This window comes from Clostridium sp. HBUAS56017, assembly GCF_007115085.1.
Classification (GTDB): Bacteria; Bacillota; Clostridia; order Clostridiales; family Clostridiaceae; genus Clostridium; species Clostridium cibarium.
This window is the reverse complement of the sequence record NZ_SULK01000007.1, coordinates 100568-121079: the sequence shown is the minus strand read 5'-3', so window position 1 is coordinate 121079 and position 20512 is coordinate 100568. Positions and strand designations below refer to the sequence as shown.

Here is a 20512-nt window from a genome sequence, read left to right as displayed (position 1 = left end):
AGCACTATTTTCTCTAATATATAAATTTTTAATTCATTTTAAATTTAGTTTGTTTTATAGCCCTTTCAACAATTTTATATATTATAACTCCAACAACTAAATTAACAAGTGAAGTAGGTACAACCACAGCTACTATAGGCACCAATATTGATCCTTCTATTCCATAAATTGTAGCTAATGATAAAAGAAAAGTTAGCCCACTTAACATTGTTCCAAAAAGTAATACAACTGCAGCTTGTATATTCTTATTTATTTTATCTCTAAGTGGCAATAATACAAAGTACATGACATTACAGGTAATTAGTTTATCTAAAATATTAGGTAATTGTCCTCCTGGTGTTTTAGTCGTCATAGCTGTAAAAATACCAATTATAATGCCAGCAAAAAGAGTTGTTTTATAATCCTTATTTAATATCATTATTATAAATAACATGGCTACTGCAAAGTCTGGCTGAGCTGGCAACCCAATTGATGGTGCTGATATGTGTAATATTACACCTATAGCTATTAAAATAGCATTGATTATCATTTTTTTTGTATTCATATTTTATTCCCCCCAATAAATTAATTTTTAAAATAAAAAAACTCCATCCTAAATTAATAGGACGGAGATATCCGCGGTACCACCTAAATTGCACATAAAATGCCTCTCTTCAAGTACTAACATACTCTATTTGCTATAACGTGCAACCACCGGCTAAACTACTCTCATAAAAATTTCATATCGCTCTTCAAAGGCCCATTCACCATTAGCATAAGTACTGAAATCCCACCATCATCAGCTCTCTAAAACAATGCACCTGGATACTATCCCTTTTCATTAGATTTATTAACTATGTTATAATATATTCTATTCATATATCGAAATTTTGTCAATATAATTTATAATTTTTTTCCTAATAACTTTTTAGCGCATTCAAATCTCTTAGGTTTACTAAAGTAGTAACCTTGCACTATATCACATAATACTTTTTTTAAATATTCTACTTGTTCTATTTCCTCTACACCTTCAGCTACTACATCAATTCCTAAAGCATGTGATAAATTAATTATATTCTCTACTACACATCTACTCTTATAGTTTTCCAATAAATCAATAACAAAACTTCTATCAATCTTTAATACATCTATAGGAAGTTTTGTCAAATAATTTAAACAAGAATATCCTGTTCCAAAATCATCCAAGGCAACAGTAGCACCTAAACTTCTTATTGCTTGGAGCTTATTTATATTGTCATCAAAGGATTTCATTAATATGCTTTCCGTTATTTCCACTTCTATATATTGTGGCGATACTTTATATTTTTCACTAAATTCAATAAAATCATCTATAATAGTTCCATACCTAAATTGTACTTCTGAAAAATTAACAGCTACCTTAAACTCATCAAAACCTTCATCTAATAAAGTCTTAATTTTTTTAAAAACTTCTTCTAATACAAATCTCCCTATTGGAATTATTAATCTTGTGTCTTCAGCTATTGAAACAAACTCACTTGGTCCTATAAATCCCAAACTATTATTTTCCCACCTTATTAATGCTTCAAATCCAGTTACTGTTGAATTATCTAACACAACCTTGGGTTGAAAAACTACATATAGTTCTTCTTTCAATAATGCATTTTTTAGCTCTTTTTGAATTAAATAAACTCTATCTATTGTTTTAGGATTCATATTAGCATCAAATAATTCATATCCATCTTTTCCATTACTCTTTACTCTATACATAGCAAGATCAGCACTTTTTAGAAGATCATTAAAACTTTCTCCATTTTCAGGGAAAACAGCCACTCCTATACTTGCTGTTATATACATATTGCATCCTTTAATATTAAAAGGCTTATTAAATATAGATTTAATTTTATTAACTACTTCTTTCGCTTCATCAATTTCATTAATCTGTGGTTTGAATATTATAAATTCATCTCCGCTATATCTAGAAATCAGTTCTTCTTTCTCAATTATATTTAATAATTGATTTGCTACCTCTACTAATAACAAATTTCCTTGATCATATCCAAATGAATCATTGATAACCTTAAAATTATCTATATTTATTAATAACAAGATTCCTCTGAAATTATCTTTTTTTCTATATAATAAGTATTCATTTATATAATCTTTTATATAATACGTTGACGGAAGCTTGGTTAAAGGATCAAATTCCATTAAACTCTTTAGAGATTCTTCTGCTTTTCTTTCTAAAGATATATCGTGTATATATCCGTAAAAATATTCTACTATCTCTTGTTTGTTAATGAAAGGTTTAATCTTTAAACTAACACATAATTGTTCCCATCTTCCGGAATAAATATAAAAATCCAATTCTATTGGCTTTTTACTAGCAACACCATCATAAAAACCATCCTTAACTTTTTTCAAATCTTCATTTCTAATTAAGCTAATGGCTTTTTCAAATGTAAGTTCAAGGGTATATTTGTTATTCATCCTCATAACTAAGTTTCCTGATACTTCTATTGTTCTCTTCTCAATATGAATTACCAAAAAATTATCTTTTGAATATCCTATTATATTTTTAATATTATAATTTTCTATTCTATTCATCTCTATTTCCCCTTGAGATAAATTTATACAATTACACCTAATGACACTAATTATATAAACAAAATACTTTATTATTCCTCTTCTTTTATTTCATCATTTCCTTTTACCTTTTTGTCCTTAACTATAGATACTACTAAAGCCGTAGTAGCTCCTAAAAGGGCTAGCAACTTTCCAGTCTTTTTCACATTCATCACGCTACCTCCATAATAATTATAAAATCTTATTATATTATACCCTATGAATATATGAATATTCTAGATTTATTAACAATATTTATAATAATGTTAACTATACAGTCTTGACTACAACCTTCAATCTATTTAAATTGATTAGTTTCTCTGTTATATATACGTCCAGTACTCTCTAGTTTTTGTGCAATCTCACTTTCTGTTACCCCAATATCTTCACAAAGTTCTTCTATGGAACTAAAATTATCTCTAAGCTTTAAATTTAATATACTCAATAAAATATCAGGATCCATCGAAAATAACGAATCTCTATTCATATTTTTTTCCTCCTTATAATTACAAAAACTTACTTTTCATATTATTATCGTTTATTAATTTATTAACTTTATTTAATATAATTCTTTTTTATTTGATGTATAAGCTATATTAACTTTTCTATATATAATTATTCTTCATCATCATAAAAATCTAAAAATGAATATTTTACCTCATCCTTTTCCCATCCAAGTATTGAATCCATACTTACATTAGATGCAGACTTAAATATTGATTTGTCAACTCCATCAAACTTTGTTTTTAATTCTTTTATAAGTTCTTTTATTTCATATCTCTTATTTCCTATTTTCTTAGCTGCAATCATACATGCACAGTTTAATGGCCAAATACCACTATAATTTATAAATCTCTTTATGGCCTCTTCTTCCACATAATATAATGGTCTTATAAGTTCTAGATTTTCAAAATTCTTAGCTTTAAGCTTTGGAAGCATAGTTTTAAAATTGCCTGCATAAAGTACATTTAATAGAGTAGTTTCTATTACATCATTATAATGATGTCCTAAAGCTAATTTATTACAACCAAGTTCCTTTGCCTTTGCATATAATGATCCTCTTCTCATCCTTGCACATAAATAACATGGATAATCTTTAGCCATTTTATCAACTACACCAAATATTCCTGAATCATATATTTGTGCATTAATATTTAAATACTCTAAGTTATCTTTTAAAAGTTCTTTTATTTGTGGATGATATCCTGGATCCATTGCAATAAATTCTAATTCAAAGTTAACTTGACCATGTCTTTGCAATTCTTGAAATAATTTTGCCATAAGTATGCTATCCTTACCACCAGAAATAGCAACTGCAATTTTGTCGCCTTCTTCTACCAAGTTATACTCTTTTATAGCCTTTACAAACTTTGACCATATTGGCTTTCTATATCTTTTAACAATACTTCTTTCTATTTCTTTAAGGGGCTTTTTGTCTTCTTCCGGAATTAACCTTTCACACCCTTGACCTGCTATATTACTCATATTAACACCTCATTTTCAAATGATATTATACCATCATAATATATAAAATTAAACAATTCATATTTTAATTATATCATTTATGAATAGTTTCTCACGTTTGCCATAATATACATGAAGAATATGTGAATAAATCCCTATTTTATTGACTAACATTATCTAAAAACTTAAAATAATTATTGATAGGTAAATAACACTTAATCTAGGAGGGATATGATGAAAAAAATATCAACTAAAATTATTGTAACTATTGTATCATTTTGTGTACTAACTTCAATAGTAATAACAACCGCAACAACCTTAGTAAATAAAAGCACACTAAAAAGTGAAGCGGAAACAAATCTGACGCAAACGACAAAAAACCTATCAAAAACTGTAAATGAAGGTCTTATAACAACTAAAGATAATGTTCAAATTATAAGTAAGTTATTAACAAATACCTTAGACCTATCTAAAGTCAACGTAAACGATGACACATATATTAATACTTACATTGAATCACTAAATCCATTTATAAAAGAATTAACATATAGTCAATCAAATTTATTAGGAATAGCCATAATAGTAAATCCTGAGATTACAAATACAGCTCATCAACTTATCTATGAAAGAAAAATTGGTGATAAAGACGTAAATAGACTAAACAAATTTACAAAAGATCAATTTTATCAAAGTAATCCTGACATGAGTTGGTATTATACTCCTATTAACAACAAATCTGCAATATGGAGTGACCCTCATACAGATAGTAGTTCTGCTAGTATGAGAATGTCTTATACTGAACCAATATACATAAATAATCAACTAATTGGTGTGGTTGCTGTTGATTTATTCTTTGATAATTATAAGGATATGATAAACAACATAAGTATATATGATAAAGGACACGCATCATTATTAAATAAAAATGGACAATACTTGGTGGATAAAAAATATTCTCAGGAAGATAATATAAAAAGTGCTTTAGGAGATTCTATTGATATAGATTCTAAAGATGATGGAATTCAATACTATACAAGTAATGGCACTAATTCTGTACTAGCTTATACTAAATTAGCTAATGGCAATGTAATGATTGTAAGTGCTGACGAAAGTGATATTTTCAAGGATGTAAACAAAAATATTCTTATATCTCTTATTATAACTATAATTGTTTGTATAATAATTTCTATAGTGGCTTATTTTATAGGAAATATGATAAGCAATCCTATTAAATTTATTACAAAACTTGTCAATACTACATCTGATTTAGATTTACGAGAAGATACTAAATATCTTAAAATACACAAATTCAAAGATGAAACAGGAATAATAGGAAAATCTGTTATTAATTTAAGAGAAGTTATTAGAGAAACAATTAGTAATATTAGAGGTTGCTCTAGCGAAACCTACAATCAATCAAATAAACTAAGTCTAATAACCGATGACTTACAAGGATCAGTAAATTCAATTGATAAAGCTATTTTAGAATTAGCAAATGGTGCTGAAGCTCAAGCTAATGATGCACAACTTGGATCTCAAAAACTTGAAGAATTATCTGACAAAATTGAAAACATTCTAGAAATAGCAAAAAGCTTTAATTATAACTTTGATAAAGCAAAAGCACAAAATAATAGTGCTATAAACTCAATAGATAATTTAGTTGGAAAAGTACAAGAAAACAACAATATTTCTAAGAAAACTAACGAAAGTGTAAATGAATTATCTAACAAATCTCTTTTAATAGGCAATATTACTTCAACAATAAATAATATATCTGAACAAACGAATCTACTTGCTCTTAATGCTGCCATAGAAGCTGCTAGAGCTGGTGAGGCTGGAAAAGGTTTTGGAGTTGTTGCTGAGGAAATACGAGTACTTTCTGAACAAACTGCTGAATCTACAAAAATGATAGAATCAATAATAAATGAGATAAGTTCAGAAATTATTAAAACTCAAGATAATATGAATAAATCAACCTCTACAATTCTCGAAGTAAATACTACAATGAACGAATCTAAGATGACCTTTAATTCAATGAAAGATTCTTTTGACACTATGTCTAATGAAGTTAACAATTTACTTACTAACATTAATGAAATTAAAGAAAGCAAGGAATCTGCATTATCAGCAATTCACGGCATAACTGCAATATGTGAAGAATATGTTGCCTCAACTGAAGAAATATCTGCAACAGTACATGAACAATTAGAATCTGTTCATAATGTAAAAAATTCTTCTGACGAATTAAAAGTATTAGTTAACAAATTAGAAGAAATGATTTCAAAATTTATTATTAAGTAAAAAAAACTGTCTCATTAAAATGAGACAGTTTTTCCCCCTATATAGTTTTATTATTTCCTTTTTCTTCTTTATAATCATTTATTAATGATTTCCCTAAGAACTTATTTAAATTATGTTTCTAAATCCTTTTTATACTTTCAAAATTCTGCTATCTAAACTTCATTTTTTAAATTAGAAATTATTTTAGACATAGTACTTTGCATAAATGAAATCTCGTCTTCATCCATCCCAACGGTAGCAGACCTCATAATTTTTTCACTTATACATTCGAATATATCTGAATTGTTTCTATATCTGTTAGTTAAGGATAATACCCATGCTCTGCCATCTGTTGGATGTGGTGATTTCCTTATATATCCCTTTTCAATAAGTCTATTTACCACCGCCGATACAGTTGGCTTATCCATATCTAACATCTCTGCTATATTTACTGCAGTGCTAAAATTATTATCTTCACTATGTATATCCATATATTTCAACACACAGAACTGCACTGATGTAAGCTCATAAGGTTCTAGTTCTTTATTTAACCTTTTCTTAACTAGTTTGGAACATAAATTTAATTCATATCCTATATTCATTTTTCTCCCACCATTTGTTTATAACACTATATAGGGTAACAGTATAATTATCATTTGCAGTAGTTTAAAATCTCCCATTCTACTTATCCAAATTAACTGTTTACATAGAAATTATAACCTATACCAAATAAAAATGTAAATTAATAATCTCATCAATTATTTACTATTTACTATAAACATATAAGAAGCTATCTGGAATATAAGCTGATTACTTTTCATCCAAATAGCTCCTTATCATATAGCCTGTACTAATTTTTACAATTACATATTAGTCCAAGTTCCATTTCGATATATCATACTTCCTTTAAGCATTAGCCCTCTGCTATTACTAGCTGGATATTGATTCCTCTTGTCTGTAAATATTACTAATGGATTTGTAAAACTACTGTCTACCTTATAGCTATACAAATTACCTTCAACTTTTGTCATCTTTATCCCTGGCCATGAAGCATTCTCTTTTACTGTTCCATTGTTTTCTTCATAAACATATACATATGGTTCTCCCCATCCTGATGGCAATTCTATATATGCCACATTATCTGTATTAACATCAGGTATATAACTATGCCAATTACCATTTTCATATATCATCGATCCTGATAGTTTTAAACCAGAAGCTCCTTGGTATGGACATTGTTGATTCTTATCTGTAAATATTACTAATGGATTCGTGAAACTACTATCTACTACATAGCTATATATATCATCTTTAACCCTAGTCATTTTAACACCTGGCCATGAAGCATTATTTTTTACTGTTCCATTATTCTCTTCATAAACATATGCATATGGTTCTCCCCATCCCGCTGGTAATTTTATATATGCAGTATGTTTGCTTATAGGCTCCTTAGTCTTTGTAAAAGTATAAGTTTTAGAACTTATTTCTTTCCCATTTAAATCTTTACCGTATAATGTTATAGTTACATTTTCGCCATACTGCTTTTCGGCACCAATTTTTATTATTTTACCATCAGAATAACTTACTCTTTCTTTACCATCAATTGAATAATATGATTCTGATGTGTATTTTGCATTTAGCATTACATCTAATGTATTTGTGCTAAAACTTGTACTTTCTGGAGAAGCAGAAACTGAAGCCACTTTTATATCAGATGGATTATAGAAAACTGCTGTTTTTCCAGAATCTATCTGTAAATTAATATATCCATTTGAAACTGTAGCTGTTCTTCCTGATACTTGATCCTTATACTGTCCATCTTTTAAGTTAGTTTGAAGTCTACCATTATATCCACCATCCAAATTAACTATTACAATACCATCGCTTCCACGTTCAATTCCTATTGTATTATTATTTATTTGTCTTACATACTCACTCTTACCAATCATAGCGTTACGGAATTTATTTACTGCTACAACTTCTGGATCCTTCCAATCATCAGTTGAAACTCCAATTGGTCCTTCTAATTTTCCTTCACTATTATATCCGTCAAACTTTGGTCTAGCAAAAAATAAAGGAACTCCTTTAGCTCTTGCAGCAATTATTGAATAACCTTTTCTTATTTGCCAATTGTTAACTGGTCTTGTGCCACCTTGATCTCTCTTATTATTATCAGAATTAGCATAAGTGTCATGAGTTTCTACATAAGTAACTATCTTATCTGCTTGTACTCCATCTGGCACTTGATAATTTACTAAATCTGTAAATAAATTATGATTACAAACAGCACCTCTAACAACTCTGCTGTAAGTATCTCCGTTAGTCCCCATTAGTGCAGCATAACCTAAATAATTATCTCCAGTATCTTGTAATATTTCTCCATAAACAAAGGCACTAGAATTTTTTGATCTTATAGCATTAAGTATTGTAGGCCAAAAATCTCCACCAAAGTTACCATCATTAGGAAGTTCTATATGCTTAGCTGTATCAAATCTAAATCCATCAGCCCCTGAATCCATACAATCATCCAAATAACTTATAATCATATTTTGAACATCTTTACTTTGAGTATTGTAATCAGCAAGTCCTAGTACTTCTTTCTGAGTAAGAGCCCATCTATTTTGCCATTCACCATCTCCAATTATTCCATTATGATGAAATAAATTATAATTATTCATTATTGAAGGATCCACACTTTCCCTGTGTCCAGATACATGATTTGCCACAATATCAACTATTATCTTTATACCATACTTGTGTGCTTCAGCTGTCATAGCTTTAAATTCTTCTTTTGATCCAACTATATAATTACCAATTTTATTATAAGTAGGCTGGTAAGTATTTTCCCACTCCCATGTATGCTGTTTTGGCCCTTGATAACATGTTTGTATAGGTGAAACTTGAATGCTTGAGTACCCGCAATCGGCTATTTCTTTCATTCTTTCTCTTATTGTATTAAAACTCCAACTGAAAGCATGAAGTATAGTACCGTCTTGTGTTCTATTTGCAAGTCCATAATTATTAACATCACTAGTTGCTTTAGCCTCTATATTTTCAGAATTAACAGCAGCACTTGCCTCCTTGGCAACGTTTCCAAAAGATAGCCCACTAGCAACAGCAATAGTCAATATTAAACTAGTTAGTCTTTTTCTTAATCTTATCATATTCCCATCTCCTTATATATAAATTATTAAGGCAGCAACTCTAGCATTAACTTAGATTTTTTCTTCAACCCCCTTCCTAAATAAGTTTAGTGCAATCGTTTGCATTTTGGGTTCCATGACTTATGCTTATTAATTATAAAAATAAGTTCAACATTTATATTTAACAGCTAATGCATTTATTAAATCGCTCTACCTTATCTTTACTTTACATAATTTCTTTGTTCTATTCAATATATTTTTGATAAAAATTTACTTTTTGTAATTTCTTACAAAAAATAAGTTTTTATCATGCTATGAAGTTAGCTATAAATTATTTTTAATTTTATAAATTAATTCTTTATACTCTTCATCACTTAGATATGTTTTTTGAGGATTCATAGTAAATGTTCCTCCATAATCAGGTCCACCTTCATATTTAGGTACAATATGAAAATGTAGATGCTTCATATTATCAGCAAAAGCTCCATAATTGACTTTTTTAGGCAAAAATGCGTTATGTAATGCCTGTCCAACAGTAGCTATATCTTTAGCAAAACTATTTCTTTCTTCCTCTGTTAGTTCAAACATTTCACTTTTATGTCCCTTAAAGGCTATTAAACATCTTCCTCTATATGTTTGCTCCTTAAATAAATATAGAATTGATGCTTCTAATTCACAAATTTCAATCATAATATCTGTAAGTCTTTGATCTTTTACACAATAAAAACACTCTTTATCAAAACTCATTTTATCTCCTCCTAGTTATATAAATTTATACTTAAAATATATCAATTTGATTATACTACTTTGTACAATTTAATTCCACAATGTGTATTTTTTAACAATGTAAAAATAATACAGATTCTGTTGCAATCCTCAGTACATTTAATATATTTCAAGTACAATTCCTGAAAGAATTAAATTGTTAATATATTAAATTTATTGTATAATTTAGAAGTGCAATTACTTAAAAGGAGAACTTTAACAGTGTTAAATTTTATTTTTTTCTTATTGATGTTGATATTACTTTTTCCTTTAATGCATTATAACATTACTCCAACTGGATATTATGAGGAAATTTTTAAAACTCTCTGTAGCATTTGCTTTGTTTGCTGTTCTTTCTTTAGTTTTAGAAAATGCCCCACAAACAAAAAATATTTTTCTTTGATGTTTATAGGATTAATTTTTTGTTTGTTTGGGGACATATTTTTATCTTTTCCCGGTGAAACAGTATTTATTTCAGGCGTAGGCAGCTTTGCCATAGGTCATATATTCTTTATTTTAGGATTTATTTATCTAACATCTATATCATTAAAAGATTTAATAATGTATTTTATTTTAATTACTTTAGCTGTATCATTTATTACTAGCAAAAGTGGTTTTCATTTTCAAGGCATGTTACCCCTTGTTTTAATTTATACTTCAATAATTCTTTTTATGCTTACAAAATCTTTTTCCTTATTAAAGCTGAGAAAAGGAAATAAACTTGGAACATACCTTACTATATCTGGCACCACTCTGTTTTTTATTTCTGATTTTATTTTATTATTTGTTATATATTATACAGAATGTCCTCATATATTTAGTGCTATTAATCTTTTTGTATATTATATTGGTCAAGGATTATTATCACTTAGTTTCATAGGTGATTTTAAATCAAAATAAAAAGCAAAAGATAGAACTACCTTAGCCATCTTTTGCTTTTCGTTTTATAAAATTTCATAAACTTATAATTTTTCTTTATTAATTAATTTTTCAATAGCAATTTCTATACGCTTATTACGTGTCTCTTCTCTTTTTGCCGAATATACCCAATTAACATACTTCTTTTTATTAGAAAATGATAGTTCATTCCAGAATTCCAAAGCTTCCTTTTCACTATCAATTTTTTCTTTAAATTCTTCTGGTATTTCAACTACTCTTTCTTCTTCATCTTTTTCAACAGTAACTAAAATTCTATCACCAATATCTTTATTGATTTTATTTCTTATTTCCTTTGTAATGCCTATTATGTGACATTCTGTTCCCATTTTAACAATTGACCCTCTATAAGGTGTATCATCAAAAGTTGCTTTAACCTTTACCCTCTTTGCCCCATACACTTCCTCTACATTAAATGGAATTTCTACATAAGCCCCGCCTCTACCAATTACTTCTTTAATTTCTGCTTCGAACCTCTCCATATGTCTTTTTCCTTTCATCTTTAGTTCTATTTTAATTAAATTTCAATAACTATTCTGTCAGTATAATTTACTTTGCATTTACCCCCCTTTTTTAGTTTTCCAAATAATATTTCTTCAACTAACAATGGCTTTATCTCAGCATCTATTATTCTACTAATTTCTCTAGCACCATATTCTTCACTAATTCCTTTTTCTTCAATGTAAGATATACAAGTTTTTGATATAGACAATTCAATTCCTTTACCCTCTAACTTCTCACTTAATAGTTTGAATTGTTTTCTTACAATCTTAGCTGCCATATCTTTGTCAATGGTATTAAAAATAACAACTTTAGTTAACCTATTTCTAAACTCTGGTGTAAATGTTCTTTTAACTGCATCATTTATTATATCTGAATTTATATGCCTCTCTCCGAAACCAATAAGGCTTTTATTAATGTTACTTGCTCCAGCATTCGATGTCATAATTAAAATAACATTTCTAAAATCAGTTTTTCTCCCCTTATTATCTGTAAGAGTAGCATAATCCATAACTTGAAGTAAAATATTAAAGATATCTCCATGAGCTTTTTCAATCTCATCTAAAAGTAACACACAGTGAGGATTTTTTCTAACTGCATCTGTTAGTAATCCACCTTCTTCATAACCAACATACCCTGCTGGTGCCCCAATTAACTTTGCTACTGTGTGCTTTTCTACATATTCACTCATATCAAATCTTATTAATTCTATATCCAAGGTTTTGGCAAGCTCTTTAGCAATTTCAGTTTTTCCAACTCCAGTAGGTCCAACAAAAAGCATACTTGCTACTGGTTTATTATCCTCATTTAATCCTGCTCTAGATAATTTAACTGCATTTACAACCTTATCGATAGCTTCATTTTGTCCAAATACTTGTGATTTAAGCTTCTTTTCCACATTAGATAACTTTTTAATTTCATCACCTTCAACAGTTTGTTTTGGAACATTACATATCTTTGATAAGACCTCTTCAATGAGTTTTTTATCTACTGTTTGAACCTTTTTTTCTATTGGATTAAGAACCCTATATGCTCCTGCCTCATCTATTAAGTCTATAGCCTTATCTGGTAAATATCTCTCATTAATATACTTATCACTAAGCTTTACTGCGTGTTCAATTGTACCTTTACTGTATTTAACGTTATGGTAATCCTCATAGTAATGTATTAATCCATTTAAAATTTCAATCGTTTCTTCTATTGAAGGTTCTTTAACATCAATATTTTGAAATCTTCTAGTTAAACTTTTACTATTTGCAAAGTGTTTATTATACTCCTCGTAGGTAGTAGCTCCAATAAATCTAATTTTTCCTGCTGCTAAATAAGGTTTTAACATATTAGATACATCAAAAGATCCACCACCAATTGATCCTGCTCCCACAATATTATGAACTTCATCTATATAGATAATTGGATTTTTTTCTTTAGCTACCCCATCCATAATCATCTTAAATCTTTTTTCGAAATCTCCTCTATATTGAGTTCCTGCAAGCATTCCTCCTAAATCTATAGAAAATACCTTTGCATTTTTTAACTTTTCCGGAACTTTGCCTTCATTTATAAGCTTTACTAAACCATTTGTTATTGCAGTTTTTCCAACCCCTGCTTCTCCTATATGAATAGGATTATTTTTATATTTTCTACAAAGTATTTGCATAGTTCTTTTAAGTTCTGCTTCTCTCCCTATAAGAGGGGTATTTTCTTCAACTATATCATTTAAGCAGGTAACATACTGTCTCCAGCTTGAATCCACATTTTCTTTTTTATCCACTTCTACTTTTTTAGATTCTTCTTCCTGCTTAAAATCTATTTCACACATTTCATAAAGCAAATTAGTCCTCTCTATTCCTTGTGAAGATATGTAATAAACTGCATGACTATCCCTTAAATTCATTACACCTGCTAATATATGGATAAGTTCAATTTCATCTTTCCCTGATGAAGTTGCTTGTAAACTTCCATATGATAATACTTCATTTAATCCATGACTAACTATAGGTTCTTCTACATCTATCTTATCTATGTTCTCCCCTAAATAAGTTTCCAAATCTACTCTAAGTTTTTCAACATCTCCACCGCAACTTTTAAAGCATTCAATAAATGTATTATTAAATGTAATTATATATAAAAGATGCTCTGGAGTAATATACTCATGTTTTTTTGCCTTAGCAAAACTTATCATCTTACCAAGTATCTCATTTACTATTCTAGAATATTTCATTACTAGTCCTCCTACACTTCTTCTACCTTTATTCTAAAAGGATAACCTTCCTGCCTTGATAGTGATATAGCTATATCAGCTTTTGTTTTAGCTATATCATAAGAGTATATTCCTACCACTGCTTTTCCACCTTTATGTACACTCATCATAATTTGCACTGCCTCTTCTTCGCTTTTTTTAAATATATTAATCAATATATAAACTACGAACTCCATAGGTGTAAAATCGTCATTATACATTACTACTTTGTATTTTTTAGGTTCCCTAACTTTAACTTTATTCTTTTCTTTTATTGATGTACCAGTTGCCATTTATGCCCTCCCTAAAAATATTTATCTATTATTATTTATATTATAACAAAAAAACAGCAAGACATAACTCACTGCTTTTCTTATTTATATTTTTAATTAACAAGTATAGCTTACTATACCATATGATAACACTCCTTTATGGTAATATTCTTAAGAATATGCTGATAACTTGGGCCTTTACAGGTTATCTGTCTTCAAGAATATTATAACTTTACTAGTTTCCTTCACTTCAAATATATTTAATAACATATAATTTAATGACATACTTTCTTAAGGATTTAAAATCCATAATAAAAAATTTATTATTGGGTAATATACTTGAGGAGGTGGATTTATGTTAGTAAAAGATATAATGTCAAAAGATGTAGTAAGCTTAGATTCAAAAGACTCTATTGAAAGAGCAGCTCAAATGATGAAGCAATTTGATGTAGGTTCAATACCTGTATGCAATGAAAAAAGATTAGTTGGCATAATTACAGATAGAGATATTACATTAAACTCTGTTGCATCTGGTAAAAATCCAACTGAACAACAAATCTCTGATGTTATGACTTCACATCTTATTACAGGAAATCCTAATATGGATGTTCAAGATGTAGCCAAAATAATGAGCAGAGAGCAAATAAGAAGATTGCCTATTGTTGAAAACAATAGCCTTGTTGGAATGATATCCCTTGGTGATATTTCAGTTGAACCAGCACTTCAACACAATGCAGAAGATGCTCTTAGTAGTATTTCAGAACCAGGCACAAACAATCATTTTTAAAACACAAAAGAGTCAGTTCATATTAACTGACTCTTAAAGACTATATTAATCTTTTTTATATACTTTCTTATTGTGCTTTGTTTTACCGTTATTTGATTTTCTCTCCTTCTCCTGTTGGCTTTTGCAAGAAGGATCTTTTTTTTCGCTCATAAAATATTCCTCCTAATAAAAATCTCTACATTACTATTATCTACAATATAGAAATTATAATTCACTAAATTTAAAAGGTATTATTTATAAGCATTTCTTAATAACTCTATCTCTTTTGCATACCCTTCAAGTTCATTAGGTGTTTCAAGGAAAAATGGTAGATTTCTTAACTTTGGATGATTAATTATTCTTGTAATTGCTTCAATTCCAATTGATCCTTCTCCAATTTTTTCATGCCTATCTTTATGACTTTCAAAAGGATTCTTACTATCATTTAAATGAATTGCACATAGTCTATCTAATCCTATTATCCTATCAAACTCATCTAATACACCATCTAAATTATTAACAATATCATATCCAGCATCGTATACATGACATGTATCTAAACATACTCCTAAATGATCTTTTAACTCAACTCTATTAATTATCTCACCTATCTCTTCAAATGTTCTACCAACCTCTGTTCCTTTTCCAGCCATAGTTTCTAACAATACTTTTGTGGTTTGTTCAGGCTTAATAACAGAGTTTAATAAATCTACTATATAACTTATTCCAACTTCCACTCCTTGTTTAACATGACTTCCAGGATGAAAGTTATAGAGATTATTAGGTAAATATTCCATTCTCTCTAAATCATCTGCCATCATCTCTCTAGCAAATTCCCTTGTTCTCTCATCTGCTGAACATGCATTTAATGTATAAGGAGCATGGGCTAAAAGGGTAGCGAAGCAATTTTCTTTTAATAGCTTTAATAATGCATTAACATCACTTTCATCTATTTCTTTGGCCTTACCACCTCTTGGATTACGAGTAAAAAATTGAAATGTATTAGCACCAATTTCAAGAGCTTCTTTTCCCATGTTTTCAAATCCTTTGGTAGTTGATAAATGACATCCTATATTTAACATTTAATTATCCTCCATATTTTATCTTACATAAATAATACTATTAAGAATAAAATACTTCAATAGATATTTTTTATTTACTAAAAATAATTATTTGTTAATTTAACTATTTAACATTGATTTCAACATATCTATCATGCTTTGACGTTGTTTATTAACTTGTGCAAAAAGACTTTGAGTTACTTGCATTAACACATTGCTTCTTGAATAATCTAGCATTTCCTTTGCCATATCAGCATCTCTTATTCTAGATTCTGCTTCTGTTAAATTTTCAGCATAGTTTTCTAAATTATCTGCTATATATTCTAATCTATTTTGCACGGCACCAAGCTTTGCTCTTTTCATTGATATTTGATCTATTGCATTTTGAATTGGTTTAATTGCTTTCATAGCATCCTCTTGTGTTGCAATACTTACATCCTTTAATCCGATAACTGTTGTGTTCATTATTCCCAAATCTATTTCCAAAGTTTGTCCTGCATTAGCTCCAATTTGAAGAACAAATTTATTACTTCCACTACCATTTTTCTCTTTAAATAAAGGATTTGTATTAAATTCAGTTTGATCTCCTATTGTATTAATTTCACTTAAAAGTTGATTAAATTCTTCAGCTAAAGCTTTTCTATCCTTATCATTGTAAGTTCCATTTGAACTTTGAGTTGCTAATTCATTTAACCTCTGTAAAATATTCTGAACAGTTGAAAGCGCACCATCTGCTGTCTGTACCATCGAAATGCCATCTTGCACATTTCTCTCTGCTGCATTTAATCCTCTTATTTGTGCTCTCATCCTCTCAGATATAGCTAACCCTGCTGGATCATCTGCCGCACTATTTATTCTCAATCCAGAAGAAAGTCTTTCCATAGATCTATTCAAATTTGATTGGTGAATCCCCATTTGTCTCCATAACCCTAACCCAAACACACTCCAGTTACTATTCATATTATTCCCTTCTTTGTTTTATTTTTACTAACTATTTTATTATCGTCAATTTATTTTTTTTCTTTAAATAAAAATCTAATAATTTATTTTTCCGTATTTAGGTCAATAAATATAGGGATAGTTGAATTTCTCTACTATCCCTATATCTGCTAAAAACTGCTATATTCTTAAACTTCAACATCTTGGATTTCATCAAAAGCATAATTCTCCTTTAACATTTCCCCAATAAACTCAAGTTTTTTATTAAAGAACTTAGCCATAAGTCCAACAATTAAAGCCGCTATTATGGTACCTTCTCTAACCCCTACAATATTATGAAATAAAACTAAAGAAATAACACATGCACCTATAGTCAGGGATCCATCAAATACTATTTTGGTAGTACCAAATTCCTTTTTCATAACTTCTGAGATTGCTTTTACAAAAGCTTCCCCTGAAAGCATAACTACATCAGCAATTACTTCCATACTAATACCCAATGCAAGTATTATACATCCTATTATTAAATATGCAATTTTTTGAACATATACTGCAGGATTAAGAAAGGACAGCCCAGCCATAGTTAAATCAATAAAAAATGCAAATAGAAATGATACTGGAATTTGTAAAAGTTGTATTTTTTCAAAATCTTTTCTTAATATAACAATTTGTCCTAATATTAAGAACATATTTAATATAAATGTAAACTCTCCCATTGTAAGTGAGAATCCTTTGCTAAGGGTATACGGAATGCTTGATATTGGTGATGTACCCAAGCTTGCTTTTGTGATAAAACTCACACCTAATGCATTAATAAATAATCCAATAATAAAAAATAAATATCTTTTCGATAACTCCTTCTTCGTCATATAGAAAAACCTCCTGCTAAATTTATTTTTACATTTTCATCTTCTTTTACTTGTCCTAATCTGTTTAACTAATAAACTTCAAAAGGAAATAGTATATTGTATTTGATTTATAATCATTCACATCTACTTATTATAATTCTTCATTCTATTCTTATCTAATACATTTTTCATAACTTATAATAAGTAGATACTTATTATTGATATTTATAGAATAATTTATAAATTGATGCACAAAATAAATCTTAATCATTTATTTTAGACAGATTAGGGTGATAATATGAAAAAAATATTAATTACTGGGTGTGGTTCTGGACTTGGAAGAGAAGCAGCAGTCGCTTTAGCTAATAGAGGGCATTATGTATACGCAACAACCCATACAGAAGAACAAGCAAATGAATTAAATATCATAAGTGAAAAATATAATCTACCCCTTGAAAGCTTTAAATTAGATGTTTTATCCAAAGATGACAGAATGAAAGCAACAAACATTAGAGTTGATGTTTTAATAAATAATGCTGCTATTGGCAGTTCTGGTTCAGTTGCTGAAATAGATATTAATAATTACAAAGATACATTTGAAACTAATGTATTTTGTCCTATTGAGTTAACTCAACTTGTTTTAAAACAAATGCTCACTAGAAAAGAAGGCAGAATAATTTTCTTATCTTCACTAGCTGGACTTTCACCTATTCCATTTTTATCTCCATATTGTGCTACAAAATTCGCTTTAGAAGCCATAGCCCCCTCTTTAAATGAAGAATTAAAAGAATTGAAAGGCGTTAATATTCCTGTAATATTAATTGAACCTGGCAGTTTTCCTACTGGCTTTAATCAAAAAATTATAGGAAAACAATTTAACTGGATGAAGATGAATTCTTATTTCAGTAATAATATAAAATCACTAAAAAAGAAGCAATATGCATACTTCAAATTAACTGAATGCAGTGACATAGATTCTATAATTGATAAATATATTAAAGCAGTTGAAGATAAATATCCAAAGAAAAGATATACTGCTCCACATAATCAAAGTACTTTTATAAAAATAAAGAATAGCCTTTTTAAGAAGTAATTTATGTATTAGTCTAACAATACCTTTATCTAAGTTTGATAATTCTTTACAATATGTATCCTCTTCAGCCTTTGCCAATACTATTTTAATGACTTATAATAAACATATACTTATCATTGGCGGTGATTTTATGAACATAAGACAATTAGAATACTTTCTTGCTGTTGCAGAAAATTTAAACTTTACCAGGGCTGCTGAAAAATACTATATCTCACAAACCGCAGTCACTCAACAAATACAATCTTTAGAAAAAGAACTTAATGTAAAACTCTTTAATCGTACAAATAGACATGTAGAATTAACTTCTGCTGGAAGGATTTTTGTTAAAGAAGCAGAATCACTTATAAAACACACAAAAGAAGCATTAGAACGGACTCAGATAGCATCTACTGGATACTCAGGGGCATTAAGTCTTGGATTTGTAAAAGGTTATGAACAAACTTCCTTTTCTAGATTAATTCAATCTTTCCATACTTCCTTTCCAAATATATCTTTATTTCTAGTGCGTGATAATACTGCAAAACTATATACAGATTTAATAAATAGGCAACGATATGATATAATTTTTACCGTTAAATTTCATATTGAAAAATATAATAATGTTAATTATAAAGTTATTGAAAAACATCCTCTTATTGTAGTTCTTTATCCTGACCATCATCTTGCTAATAAAAGATCTATTAAAAGGTCTGATTTAAAACATGAATTATTTATTGCAAATGAAATGCGTAATAATAGACATAACGGAGCTAGTTCTATTATTAATGATTCTATAAATGTTGGATTCATGCCTAATATAGCTAAGCAGTCAAGAGATGTTGAAACTATCCTACTCATGGTTTCCGCTGGTATGGGAATAGCAGTTCTCCCAGACTATGCAATCAAGGCATATACTAACTTCATGAATTTAGTGTATATTCCCATTGATGTAGAAGAAGAATATATAGAAACTGTTGCTGTCTGGAATAAAGATAATTCAAATCCATCATTAACTAAATTCTTAGAAATCCTTAATATTTAATTTTTCACATATACTAAAAATTATATTACTTTACAAAAATAACAGCCTCTATTATATAAAAAATCTATAATAGTAAGCTGTCTTTCTATTTTCCCCTAATTAACTTAATAGCTTATTTTAAAACATATGAAGCCAATACACTTTGTAGCTCATATATATTTAAACTTTTATTAAATTGTTTTTGTATTGGAAGGGCCATACTAGAAACCCATATCTTAAGTTCTGCATCTAGATCTAAATGCCCAGCTGTTTCAATACTAAATTGTGTAATACTTTTATATGGAATTGAATGATAATCTGTCTTTTTACCAGTAACTCCTTGCTTGTCTATTAATATAAGACGTTTATCTGTGAATATGAACATATCTCTTATTAACTTATATGCCTTTTCTATTCTTTCTGTAGGTGTTAAAAGATTAGTATATTCATTTTCAATTTCCTGAATGTTAACCTCAGAAGCATTTCCCATTAATCCACCAAGTAGTCCCATTATTAAATCCTCCTAAAAATACATTTTTTTAATATTGTATCATGTGAATTCATAAAATGTAATATTTTTTTATTTTGTGCACATATTACTCAAAATATAAATAAAAAAGCA

Annotated in this window: 19 protein-coding genes and 1 other annotated feature; of the genes, 4 read left to right on the top strand and 15 right to left on the bottom strand. The window is 28.6% G+C overall.

All coding sequences use genetic code 11. From position 1 onward, the window contains the following. Positions 1-28: 28 nt before the first annotated feature. From FAY47_RS08365 to FAY47_RS08350, 4 genes are all read right to left on the bottom strand, one after another. The gene (locus FAY47_RS08365; RefSeq protein WP_143316250.1) at positions 29-544 is read right to left on the bottom strand and encodes a tryptophan transporter; all 516 of its coding nucleotides are present in this window, start codon (positions 542-544) and stop codon (positions 29-31) included. Positions 545-598: 54 nt separating this feature from the next. Then, positions 599-830: a binding site (T-box leader), on the bottom strand. Positions 831-882: 52 nt separating this feature from the next. Then, complete coding sequence (locus FAY47_RS08360; protein ID WP_143316249.1) at positions 883-2565, bottom strand: EAL domain-containing protein; 1683 nt, start codon at positions 2563-2565, stop codon at positions 883-885. 316 nt (positions 2566-2881) lie between these two features. After that, complete coding sequence (locus FAY47_RS08355) at positions 2882-3070, bottom strand: DUF4250 domain-containing protein (RefSeq protein WP_143316248.1); 189 nt, start codon at positions 3068-3070, stop codon at positions 2882-2884. 128 nt (positions 3071-3198) lie between these two features. Beyond that, complete coding sequence (locus tag FAY47_RS08350) at positions 3199-4068, bottom strand: ATP-binding protein (RefSeq protein ID WP_143316247.1); 870 nt, start codon at positions 4066-4068, stop codon at positions 3199-3201. A gap of 213 nt (positions 4069-4281) precedes the next feature. Between FAY47_RS08350 and FAY47_RS08345 the strand changes: the two genes are divergently transcribed. After that, complete coding sequence (locus FAY47_RS08345) at positions 4282-6348, top strand: methyl-accepting chemotaxis protein (RefSeq protein ID WP_143316246.1); 2067 nt, start codon at positions 4282-4284, stop codon at positions 6346-6348. A gap of 152 nt (positions 6349-6500) precedes the next feature. Here FAY47_RS08345 and FAY47_RS08340 read toward each other — a convergent pair whose 3' ends face one another. The 7 genes from FAY47_RS08340 to FAY47_RS08310 all read right to left on the bottom strand — a co-directional run bounded on the left by FAY47_RS08340 (position 6501) and on the right by FAY47_RS08310 (position 14204). Then, on the bottom strand, positions 6501-6929 hold the full coding sequence (locus FAY47_RS08340; protein ID WP_143316245.1) for a MarR family winged helix-turn-helix transcriptional regulator: 429 nt from the start codon (positions 6927-6929) through the stop codon (positions 6501-6503). A 261-nt stretch (positions 6930-7190) separates the two neighbouring features. Next, a complete protein-coding gene (locus FAY47_RS08335; RefSeq protein ID WP_143316244.1) occupies positions 7191-9491 on the bottom strand; it encodes a starch-binding protein in 2301 nt (766 codons plus the stop codon). 303 nt (positions 9492-9794) lie between these two features. Then, positions 9795-10217 carry an HIT family protein gene (locus FAY47_RS08330; RefSeq protein WP_143316243.1) on the bottom strand — a complete coding sequence of 141 codons (423 nt, stop codon included), beginning with the start codon at positions 10215-10217 and terminating at the stop codon, positions 9795-9797. A gap of 320 nt (positions 10218-10537) precedes the next feature. After that, the gene (locus tag FAY47_RS20900) at positions 10538-10732 is read right to left on the bottom strand and encodes a hypothetical protein (RefSeq protein WP_243129576.1); all 195 of its coding nucleotides are present in this window, start codon (positions 10730-10732) and stop codon (positions 10538-10540) included. Between the two features lie 465 nt (positions 10733-11197). After that, positions 11198-11653 carry a YdeI/OmpD-associated family protein gene (locus FAY47_RS08320; protein WP_143316241.1) on the bottom strand — a complete coding sequence of 152 codons (456 nt, stop codon included), beginning with the start codon at positions 11651-11653 and terminating at the stop codon, positions 11198-11200. A gap of 35 nt (positions 11654-11688) precedes the next feature. Further along, positions 11689-13893, bottom strand: coding sequence for an ATP-dependent Clp protease ATP-binding subunit ClpA (gene clpA / locus FAY47_RS08315; protein WP_143316240.1), 2205 nt, complete (start codon positions 13891-13893; stop codon positions 11689-11691). Positions 13894-13904: 11 nt separating this feature from the next. Further along, complete coding sequence (locus FAY47_RS08310) at positions 13905-14204, bottom strand: ATP-dependent Clp protease adaptor ClpS (RefSeq protein ID WP_143316239.1); 300 nt, start codon at positions 14202-14204, stop codon at positions 13905-13907. A 334-nt stretch (positions 14205-14538) separates the two neighbouring features. Between FAY47_RS08310 and FAY47_RS08305 the strand changes: the two genes are divergently transcribed. Next, on the top strand, positions 14539-14970 hold the full coding sequence (locus tag FAY47_RS08305; RefSeq protein WP_143316238.1) for a CBS domain-containing protein: 432 nt from the start codon (positions 14539-14541) through the stop codon (positions 14968-14970). A gap of 230 nt (positions 14971-15200) precedes the next feature. Here FAY47_RS08305 and FAY47_RS08300 read toward each other — a convergent pair whose 3' ends face one another. From FAY47_RS08300 to FAY47_RS08290, 3 genes are all read right to left on the bottom strand, one after another. Then, positions 15201-16031 carry a deoxyribonuclease IV gene (locus tag FAY47_RS08300; protein ID WP_143316237.1) on the bottom strand — a complete coding sequence of 277 codons (831 nt, stop codon included), beginning with the start codon at positions 16029-16031 and terminating at the stop codon, positions 15201-15203. A gap of 99 nt (positions 16032-16130) precedes the next feature. Further along, positions 16131-16970: a flagellin gene (locus FAY47_RS08295; protein WP_143316236.1), complete on the bottom strand. Its 840-nt coding sequence runs from the start codon at positions 16968-16970 to the stop codon at positions 16131-16133. A gap of 167 nt (positions 16971-17137) precedes the next feature. After that, positions 17138-17818: a DUF6198 family protein gene (locus FAY47_RS08290; RefSeq protein ID WP_143316235.1), complete on the bottom strand. Its 681-nt coding sequence runs from the start codon at positions 17816-17818 to the stop codon at positions 17138-17140. A gap of 277 nt (positions 17819-18095) precedes the next feature. On the opposite strand from FAY47_RS08290, the gene FAY47_RS08285 reads away from it, so the two are divergent. After that, entirely contained in the window at positions 18096-18890 is a 795-nt protein-coding gene (locus FAY47_RS08285) for an SDR family NAD(P)-dependent oxidoreductase (RefSeq protein WP_143316234.1), read from the top strand. A 130-nt stretch (positions 18891-19020) separates the two neighbouring features. Further along, complete coding sequence (locus FAY47_RS08280; protein ID WP_185966771.1) at positions 19021-19911, top strand: LysR family transcriptional regulator; 891 nt, start codon at positions 19021-19023, stop codon at positions 19909-19911. A gap of 112 nt (positions 19912-20023) precedes the next feature. On the opposite strand, the gene FAY47_RS08275 is transcribed toward FAY47_RS08280, so the two are convergent. Then, entirely contained in the window at positions 20024-20401 is a 378-nt protein-coding gene (locus FAY47_RS08275) for a PH domain-containing protein (protein ID WP_143316232.1), read from the bottom strand. Positions 20402-20512 lie beyond the last annotated feature (111 nt).

Excerpts from the sequence above, each read along its gene's own strand:
- FAY47_RS08365 (WP_143316250.1), bottom strand. The coding sequence starts at position 544 with ATGAATACAAAAAAAATGATAATCAATGCTATTTTAATAGCTATAGGT.
- FAY47_RS08360 (WP_143316249.1), bottom strand. The coding sequence starts at position 2,565 with ATGAATAGAATAGAAAATTATAATATTAAAAATATAATAGGATATTCA.
- FAY47_RS08355 (WP_143316248.1), bottom strand. The coding sequence starts at position 3,070 with ATGAATAGAGATTCGTTATTTTCGATGGATCCTGATATTTTATTGAGT.
- FAY47_RS08350 (WP_143316247.1), bottom strand. The coding sequence starts at position 4,068 with ATGAGTAATATAGCAGGTCAAGGGTGTGAAAGGTTAATTCCGGAAGAA.
- FAY47_RS08345 (WP_143316246.1), top strand. The coding sequence starts at position 4,282 with ATGAAAAAAATATCAACTAAAATTATTGTAACTATTGTATCATTTTGT.
- FAY47_RS08340 (WP_143316245.1), bottom strand. The coding sequence starts at position 6,929 with ATGAATATAGGATATGAATTAAATTTATGTTCCAAACTAGTTAAGAAA.
- FAY47_RS08335 (WP_143316244.1), bottom strand. The coding sequence starts at position 9,491 with ATGATAAGATTAAGAAAAAGACTAACTAGTTTAATATTGACTATTGCT.
- FAY47_RS08330 (WP_143316243.1), bottom strand. The coding sequence starts at position 10,217 with ATGAGTTTTGATAAAGAGTGTTTTTATTGTGTAAAAGATCAAAGACTT.
- FAY47_RS20900 (WP_243129576.1), bottom strand. The coding sequence starts at position 10,732 with ATGGCAAAGCTGCCTACGCCTGAAATAAATACTGTTTCACCGGGAAAA.
- FAY47_RS08320 (WP_143316241.1), bottom strand. The coding sequence starts at position 11,653 with ATGGAGAGGTTCGAAGCAGAAATTAAAGAAGTAATTGGTAGAGGCGGG.
- clpA (WP_143316240.1), bottom strand. The coding sequence starts at position 13,893 with ATGAAATATTCTAGAATAGTAAATGAGATACTTGGTAAGATGATAAGT.
- FAY47_RS08310 (WP_143316239.1), bottom strand. The coding sequence starts at position 14,204 with ATGGCAACTGGTACATCAATAAAAGAAAAGAATAAAGTTAAAGTTAGG.
- FAY47_RS08305 (WP_143316238.1), top strand. The coding sequence starts at position 14,539 with ATGTTAGTAAAAGATATAATGTCAAAAGATGTAGTAAGCTTAGATTCA.
- FAY47_RS08300 (WP_143316237.1), bottom strand. The coding sequence starts at position 16,031 with ATGTTAAATATAGGATGTCATTTATCAACTACCAAAGGATTTGAAAAC.
- FAY47_RS08295 (WP_143316236.1), bottom strand. The coding sequence starts at position 16,970 with ATGAATAGTAACTGGAGTGTGTTTGGGTTAGGGTTATGGAGACAAATG.
- FAY47_RS08290 (WP_143316235.1), bottom strand. The coding sequence starts at position 17,818 with ATGACGAAGAAGGAGTTATCGAAAAGATATTTATTTTTTATTATTGGA.
- FAY47_RS08285 (WP_143316234.1), top strand. The coding sequence starts at position 18,096 with ATGAAAAAAATATTAATTACTGGGTGTGGTTCTGGACTTGGAAGAGAA.
- FAY47_RS08280 (WP_185966771.1), top strand. The coding sequence starts at position 19,021 with ATGAACATAAGACAATTAGAATACTTTCTTGCTGTTGCAGAAAATTTA.
- FAY47_RS08275 (WP_143316232.1), bottom strand. The coding sequence starts at position 20,401 with ATGGGACTACTTGGTGGATTAATGGGAAATGCTTCTGAGGTTAACATT.